Genomic DNA, 7,671 nt, shown 5'->3' with positions numbered 1-7,671 from the left:
GCTGACGTGGCCCATCCCGGTCCTGCAGGCGGCGGGCCTGCCGCTCAAGCCGCTGGACGGGATCCTCCCCTACAGCAAGGGCATCACCGTGGAGCGGCCCGAGCCGGTCGGTGACTACCGGGTGCCCGACGGCCGGTACCTGGCCGGGCTCACCGGGCGCCTGGTCGAGCTGCTCGCCGAGCCGATCCCGACCACGTGCCTGTCGATGTACCTCGCGCCCCACGACGCCGTCGTGCGGGACGCCGTCGACGCGGCACGCGCGGCCGGGTACGCGCCCAACGTCCACACCATCGCGAAGGCGGTGGGCTCGGACGTCACGAACGTGATCCGCTCGTGCCTGCGTGAGCGGCGGTTCGGGGCGGCCGTCGTCCTGTTCACCCGGTTCCTCGCCAACGACCAGGTGATCGCGGTGTCGGAGTACACCCGCCAGGAGATCATCGCCGCCGCCGAGGCCGTGGACGCCGAGTGCGGCACCCGGTTCGCCGCCGAGTGCCTGCGCAGGCTGTCGGTCAGCTACCCGCCGATCGACACCGCGGCGTTCGTCGGCCTCGACCCGGCACTCGTCGACGCCGCCTTGCGCCGCCGCGGCCTGGAACGCGACGGCTACGTGCTGTTCCTGTCCCGGGTCACCCCGGCCAAGGGCATCTACGACCTGGTGACCGCGTTCGCCCGGTGCGAGGCCCGGTCCCGGGTGAAGCTCGCGATCGCCGGCACCGGCCCCGCACTGGCGGACGTCCGGGCGATCACCCGGCACGACGACCGGGTGGTCTTCCTGTCCGATGTGGAGGACGAGGAGAAGCCGCTGCTGATGAACGGCTGCGCGGCGTACGCGCTGCCGACCAAGCCCGAGCCCGACTTCGTCGAGACCTTCGGCATCGCCCTGACCGAGAAGATGCTGGCGGGCGGCGGCCCGGTGATCACGACCACGACCGGCGGCGTCGGCGAGGCGGTCGGCGACACGGCCGTCATCGTCGAGGCCGGCAACGCCACCCACCTCGCCGCCGCGATCGACCGGGTGGTGCTGGCGATGTCGCCGGAGGAACGTCAGCACATCGCGGACCGGGCGCGCGAACACGCCATGTCGTTCGACCGGGTCCGGGTCTTCGACAGCCTCTTCGCGACGTCCGACCCCCCGATCGCCCTGACCGGCTGACACCGCGGCCCGGTCACCAGGTCACGGGCAGCTCGTACAGGCCGTAGACGAAACCGTCGTGTTTGAACGGGAGCCGGCCGAACTCGGCGGCGAGCCCGAGGTTCGGGGCGCGGTGGAGCAGGGTGCGGTAGACGATCTGGAGCTCCAGCCTGGCCAGTGGCTGGCCGACGCACTGGTGCACGCCGAACCCGAAGGACAGATGGCTCCGGGCGTTCCGCTCGAGATCGAGGCGGTCGGGCTCGGCGAAGACCGCGGGATCCCGGTTGCCCGTCTCGTTGACCAGGATCATCCCCTCGCCGGCGCGGATCGTCTGGCCCGCGATCGTGATGTCCTCGAGCGCCGCGCGCCGCCGTCCACCGTGGGCGATCGTGAGGTAGCGCAACAGCTCCTCCACCGCCGACGCGACCAGCTTCGGGTCGTCCAGGTTCGCGCGCAGCAGCGCCAGCTGCTCGGGGTGCTCCAGCAGTGCGAGGACGCCGAGGGCGATCATGTTCGCGGTGGTCTCGTGCCCGGCGAGCAGCATGACCACGCCGACCTCGGTCGCCTCCTGCCGGGTCAGCTCGCCCGACCTGATCCGCTCGGTCAACCCGGACAGCATGTCCTCGCCCGGGTCGGCGAACCGCGCCTCGACCAGGGTGTCGAGATACTGGAACAGCGCACCGCCCGCCGCCGCCCGCTCGTCGGCGGTGGACTCCTGGTGGAGGATCGCCTTGCTGGTCTCCTGGAAGAAGTCGTGGTCGGCGTAGGGCACGCCGAGCAACTCGCAGATCACCAGCGACGGCACGGGCAGCGCGAGCTTCTCCACCAGGTCCGCCGGCTTCGGCCCGGCCAGCATGCGGTCCAGCAGGTCGTCGACGATCTCCTGCACGCGTGCCCGCATGGCCTCGACCCGCTTCACGGTGAACTGCGCGATCACCGTGCGCCGCAACCGGTTGTGCTCGGGGTCGTCCATCATGACGAAGCTCAGCCCCGACCTGCCGAATCCCTCGGCGAAGTTCGGGAAGCCGGGCGTGTCGATCTCGGCGCTGGCCCTGGGATCGCCGAGCAGCGCCCGTTGTTCGGCATAGCCGGTCACCAGCCACGGCGTGCTGCCGTCCCACAGCCGGACCCGCCGCAGCCGGCCCTCCCGCAGGTTCTCCTGGAACACCGGCGCGGGATCGAACGGGCAACCGGCCGCCCGTTCCATGGAGAAGTCAGAAAGCTCGGTCATGTGGGTCATCGAGATTTCCTTTGCGGCCGAAGAAACTCACGACGGTATTCATGCCTGAGGCAAACACGGCCATGCTACGGCCAATCCGGGTCACCCCATCGCCGAACAACCCGGCTGGAGTACGCGGCACACGTTCCGTCATCGAGATCGCGCTTTCCTTGCACCATCCGGGGACATGTCCGACCCGTCCAGATCACCGCACGACGGATCCTTTGTGGACTCGACGAACGCGGATTCCTCGAATGCGTCACGGGGACGGCAGGAACAGGGTCACGACGCCCTCGCTGGCATAGAGCCGCTCGACCTCCGCCGCGGCGAGCCCGCCGGGCAGCCCGTCCGCGGCGGCGACCACGGCCGTCGCGTACGCGGCGGTGGCCTCGGTCGGGATGCAGGTCGGCGCCGGCCCCACCGCTGCCCTCGCGGCCTCCCGGACCAGCCGCGTGGCACGCAGCCCGGTGGTCAGTCCGAAGGGGTCGACGATCACGGCGGCCAGCGTGACCGGCAGCGTGTGGGTGTTCGCCGGGTCGTCCGGGTCGAACCTCGCCGGTGTGCGGAGCCGGATCTCGGTCACCACGTGGTCGAACGCGTGCCGCAGCTCCTCGACCGTGCCGATGCGGTGCTCGGCCAGGAAGGCGTCGAGGCCGAAGAACGCGAACCGCGCGCGGAAGTCGTCGAGCGTGGCGAAGTCGTCGAAGGCCCTGGACAGCACGGCTTCCGCGCCACTCGGGTCCACCTCGGCGACGACGGTGACGTCGAGGCCGGCCAGCAGGTCGACCCACAGCGGGTCGGCGGGCGCCGGCACGGCGAGTGACACCTCGGTGCGGGTGTAGGTCGGCACGAGCCGCGACCATGTCCCGTCCTGCCGCCCGACCGGGTACAGCGGCCGCTCCAGTGCGACGTTCCGTGCCCGGACACCGACGACCCGGTCGATCCGCGCCGCCGTCAGGTCGTAGGTGGCCCCCAGCATCGTCCGGACCCGGCCGCCGGCGTCGCCGGCAGGCCGCAGCAGCCCGCCGAGCGCGGCCGGATCGCTGAGCACGCGCAGCGCGTGGTCCCCGAACGCCGTCATCCGCCCGTCCCGTGTCCGTCCACCTTGGACTCAGCCGGTCGCCCGGTGGGTGAGCCGGATGTCGTTGTCCAGCACCTGCCTGTGCGTCTCGACCAGCCTGGGCGAGGGATCCAGGCCGAACCGCTCGATGAGGACCGTGCGCGCCCGCCCGAACACGTCCGACGCGTCCGCCTGCCGGCCGGCCCGGTACAGCGCGACCATCAGCTGCGCCCACCACCGGTCGTGCCCCGGGTACTCCTCGGTCAGCCCGGTCAGCTCGTCGATCAGCGACACGCTCGCACCGGTCGCGAGCTCGGCGTCGACCCGGCCCGCCACGGCGGTCAGCCGCAGCTCCCGCAGCCGCGTCGCCTCCGTGCGCAACGCCGGGACGGCCGCGAACTCGCCGTAGGCGTCACCACGCCACAGTGCCAGGGCGAACGAGAGCAGCTCGGCGGCGGTCGCCGGGCGCCCCGCCGCCAGCGCGGCCCGTCCCTCCGTCACCAGGCGTTCGAACCGGGACGCGTCGACCGCGTCCGGCGGCAGCCGCAGCGCGTAGCCGGCCGGGTGCGTCTCGAGTGGTTCGCGCCCACCCATCGCGGCCGCCGCCGGCGACAGCGCCCGGCGCAACCGCGACAGGTAGGTCAGCACCGTTCGGTGTGCGCGAAGCGGCGCGTCCATCCCCCAGAGCGCGTCGGCGAGTGCGCCGACGCTCATCACCCGCCCCGCGTTGGCCGCCAGCAGCGCGACGAGCGTGCGGATACGGGGCCCGCCAAGACCGATCGGCCGGTCGCCGACACCCACCTCCAGCGGGCCGAGCACCCGCAGGTGTACCTCGTCGCTACCGGCGGGCGGGTGCGCCGCCGGTCTTTCCAACGAATTCGCGAACAAATTCTCTTCCCCTCTGATCACGGAACGTGACTGCTTTTTCCGCGTGCCCCGACCGGTTTCGCCATGTGTATCGCTTGTACGTTGTTCGGGATCGAGGCGCTGGTCGCCGAACAAACTTCGCCGAACAACGAGCCGGCAATCGAGGGGGTGATGGACGTGCCTCGTCGGGAACGTCCGTTGGCGTCGGAGGACACGGCGCTGCTGCGGTTCGCGGCGGATTTGCGCCGGCTGCGGGAGAAAGCTGGTAATCCGACTTACCGAGAGCTGAGCAGGCGCGCCCATTACTCGCCGGCGACACTGTCCGAGGCGGCGGGCGGCCGAAAGCTGCCCACCCTGGCGGTCGCCATGGCCTACGTGGCCGCGTGCGGTGGCGAGCCGGCCGACTGGCAGGAGCGGTGGCGCGAGGTCGTCGTGGAGCTGGGTGAGGATGCCGGCGACACGCCCCGCGAGGAGACCGGCCAGCCGGCGCCCTATGTCGGGCTGGCCGCCTTCGAGCCCGCCGACGCGGACCGGTTCTTCGGGCGGGACGAGGTCGTCGAGGAGCTGCTGGCGAGGGTGCGGGAGCGGCGTTTCACCGCCGTGTTCGGGGCCTCCGGCGCCGGGAAGTCATCCGTGCTGCGCGCCGGCCTCGTGGCCCGCACCAGGACGGGCGACCGCATGCGGGGGCCGTGGCCGACGCTGTTGTTCACCCCGGGCCCGCATCCGCTGGAGGAGTGCGCGGTCCAGCTCGCGTCCTTCACCGGAGCGTCGGTGGCCGCCCTGCGCGGCGAGTTCGCCGCGGACCCGAAGAGCCTGCACCTGCGGGTCCGCCAGGCGCTGGCCGAACGACCGGCCGACGCCGACCTGGTGCTGGTGATCGACCAGTTCGAGGAGGTGTTCACGCTCTGCGCCGAGGAAGCGGAGCGGACCCGGTTCATCGCGGCCCTGGTGTTCGCCGCGACGACGCCCACCAGCAGGGTCAGGGTGGTCCTCGGGACGCGGGCGGACTTCTACGGCCACTGCGGCCAGCACCCCGACCTCGTGGCCGCGTTGCGCGACGCGCAGCTCCTGATCGGCTCGATGACCACCGGGGAGCTGCGGGAGGCCATCACCGGGCCGGCCGCCGCCGCGGGCGTCATGGTGGAGTCCGCGCTGGTGACCAGGCTGATCGCGGACGCCGGTGGGCAGCCGGGAGTGCTGCCCCTGCTGTCACACGCACTGCTGGAGACCTGGCGGCGACGCCGCGGCGCCACCCTCACCCTCGCCGGCTACGAGGCGGCCGGCGGCATGCAGCACGCCGTCGCCCGCACCGCCGAGCAGGTCCACGCCACCCTGACCGCCACGCAGCAGGCGGTCGCGAAGCAGGTCTTCACGCGGCTGACGGCCCTGGGGGACGCGACCGAGGACACCAAACGCCGGATCGCCCGGCGCGAGCTGGACGACGACCCGGACACGGTCATGGTGCTGGAGAAGCTGGCCGGCGCGCGGCTGGTGGTCATCGACCGCGACAACGTCGACATCGCGCACGAGGCCCTCGTCCGGTGCTGGCCCCGGCTCCGCGGCTGGCTCACGGAGGACCGCGAGGGCCTCGTGGTCCACCGCGAGCTCACCGAGGCGACGCGTGCCTGGGAGTCCCTCGACCGTGACCCCGGCGCCCTCTACCGCGGCACCCGCCTCGCCGTCGCCGGCGACTGGGCCGCCGCCAACGACACCGCGCTCACCACCCGCGAGCGGGACTTCCTCAAGGCCAGCGGCGCGGCGGAGACCGACGAGCTCGCCACCGCCCGCCGGCACACCCGCCGGCTGCGGCGGCTCGTCGCGCTGCTGGCGACGCTGTTGCTCGTCGCCGGCACCGCCACCGTGCTCGCCGTCCGAGCCCGGAGCAGCGCGGACGAGGAACGCAACGCCGCCCTCGCGCGGAAGGCGGTCAGCGACGCGGTCGCGTTGCGTGCCGCCAACCCCGCCCTCGCCGGCCAGCTCAGCCTCGCCGCCTACCGGCTCGCGCCGTTGCGGGACACCAGGGACAACCTGCTGGAGACGTTCGCGGTCCCGTCCGTCACCCGACTCACCGGGCACACCGGCACCGTCGTCTCGACGGCGTTCAGCCCGGACGGCCGCACCCTCGCCACCGCGGGCACCGACGAGACCGTGCGACTGTGGGACGTGCCCGACCGCGGCCACCGGCCGGTGGTCCTCACGGGGCACACCGACGACGTCGTCTCGGTGGCGTTCAGTCCGGACGGCAGGACGCTCGCCACCGCGAGCGCCGACAGGACCGTGCGGCTGTGGGACGTGGCCGACCGCCGGCACCCCCACGGCTCCGGCACGCTCACCGGGCACACGGATGCGGTCAACGCGGTGGCCTTCAGCCCGGACGGGCGGTTCATCGCCACCGCGAGCACCGATGGGACGGCACGGCTGTGGGACGCGTCCGGCGCCCCGCTGGCCACACTGACCGGTCACACGGACGCGGTCTACTCGGTCACGTTCAGCCCCGACGGCCGCGGCCTGGCCACCGCCGGCGCCGACCGGACCGCGCGGCTGTGGGACGTCACGGACGTCCGCCACCCCACGGCACTGGCAACGCTCGCCGGCCACACCGACACCGTCTGGTCGGTGGCGTTCAGCCCGGACGGCAGGACCGTCGCCACGGCCTCGTGGGACCACACCGCGCGGCTGTGGGACGCCTCCGGCGCCGCCTCGGCCACGCTCACGGGCCACACGAACCTGGTCTACGGACTGGCGTTCAGCCCGGACGGCCGCACGCTCGCCACCTCGGGGACCGACAAGACCGCGCGGCTGTGGGACGTCGCCGACCCCCGCCGGCCCGGCGAGCTGGCCACGCTGACCGGCCACACCAACGGGGTCTACGCGCTCACGTTCAGCCCCGACGGCCGCACCCTGGCCACCGGCGGCGAGGACCACACGGTGCGGCTGTGGAACATGGCCGACGCCGTGCCGATGGGGCACACGGGTGGCGTCTACACGATGGCGTTCAGCCGCGACGTGCTGGCGACCGCGGGTGAGGACCGCACGGTCCGGCTGTGGGACCTGGCCCGTCACGAGCTGGCGGCGCTCACCGACGACAACCCTGTCGAGGCGGTGGCGTTCCGGCCGGACGGCCGCCTCTTGGCGACCACGAGCAGCGACCGGAAGGTCGCCACGACGAAGCTGTGGGACGTGGCGGACCCGCGCCACCCGCGCGAGCTCGCGCGGGTCAGCGGCGGCATCGACGACAGCCAGCGGCTGCTGTTCAGCGCGGACGGCCGGCTGCTGGTCACCACCGGCGCCGACGAGACGGGCCCGACGGCGATGACCCGGCTGCTGGACGTATCCGACCCGCGCCACCCCCGCGAGCTGTCGGTGCTGACGGGCGACGCGAACGACTACGTC

The 7,671-nt window shown here is 73.0% G+C and carries 5 protein-coding genes; 2 read left to right on the top strand and 3 right to left on the bottom strand.

The window, feature by feature from the left end; translation table 11 throughout:
• Positions 1-1,153, top strand: a 1,153-nt coding sequence (locus VET29_RS36570) for a glycosyltransferase (RefSeq protein ID WP_324929497.1), incomplete at its 5' end; no start/stop codon positions are given.
• Positions 1,154-1,166: 13 nt separating this feature from the next.
• Here the strand turns inward: VET29_RS36570 and VET29_RS36565 are convergent.
• From VET29_RS36565 to VET29_RS36555, 3 genes are all read right to left on the bottom strand, one after another.
• Positions 1,167-2,372 carry a cytochrome P450 gene (locus VET29_RS36565; RefSeq protein ID WP_324929495.1) on the bottom strand — a complete coding sequence of 402 codons (1,206 nt, stop codon included), beginning with the start codon at positions 2,370-2,372 and terminating at the stop codon, positions 1,167-1,169.
• A gap of 238 nt (positions 2,373-2,610) precedes the next feature.
• Positions 2,611-3,432, bottom strand: a complete 822-nt coding sequence (locus VET29_RS36560) for a hypothetical protein (RefSeq protein WP_324929493.1) — start codon at positions 3,430-3,432, stop codon at positions 2,611-2,613.
• 30 nt (positions 3,433-3,462) lie between these two features.
• A complete protein-coding gene (locus VET29_RS36555) occupies positions 3,463-4,284 on the bottom strand; it encodes an AfsR/SARP family transcriptional regulator (RefSeq protein WP_324929491.1) in 822 nt (273 codons plus the stop codon).
• Positions 4,285-4,449: 165 nt separating this feature from the next.
• Between VET29_RS36555 and VET29_RS36550 the strand changes: the two genes are divergently transcribed.
• Positions 4,450-7,671: hypothetical protein (locus VET29_RS36550; RefSeq protein ID WP_324929490.1), on the top strand; the 3,222-nt coding region annotated here is incomplete at its 3' end.

This window comes from Actinophytocola sp., from assembly GCF_035634895.1.
In the GTDB taxonomy this organism is placed as follows: Bacteria; Actinomycetota; Actinomycetes; order Mycobacteriales; family Pseudonocardiaceae; genus Actinophytocola.
The sequence above is the reverse complement of the archived record's forward strand: the minus strand, read 5'-3'. Positions and strand labels throughout refer to the sequence as shown.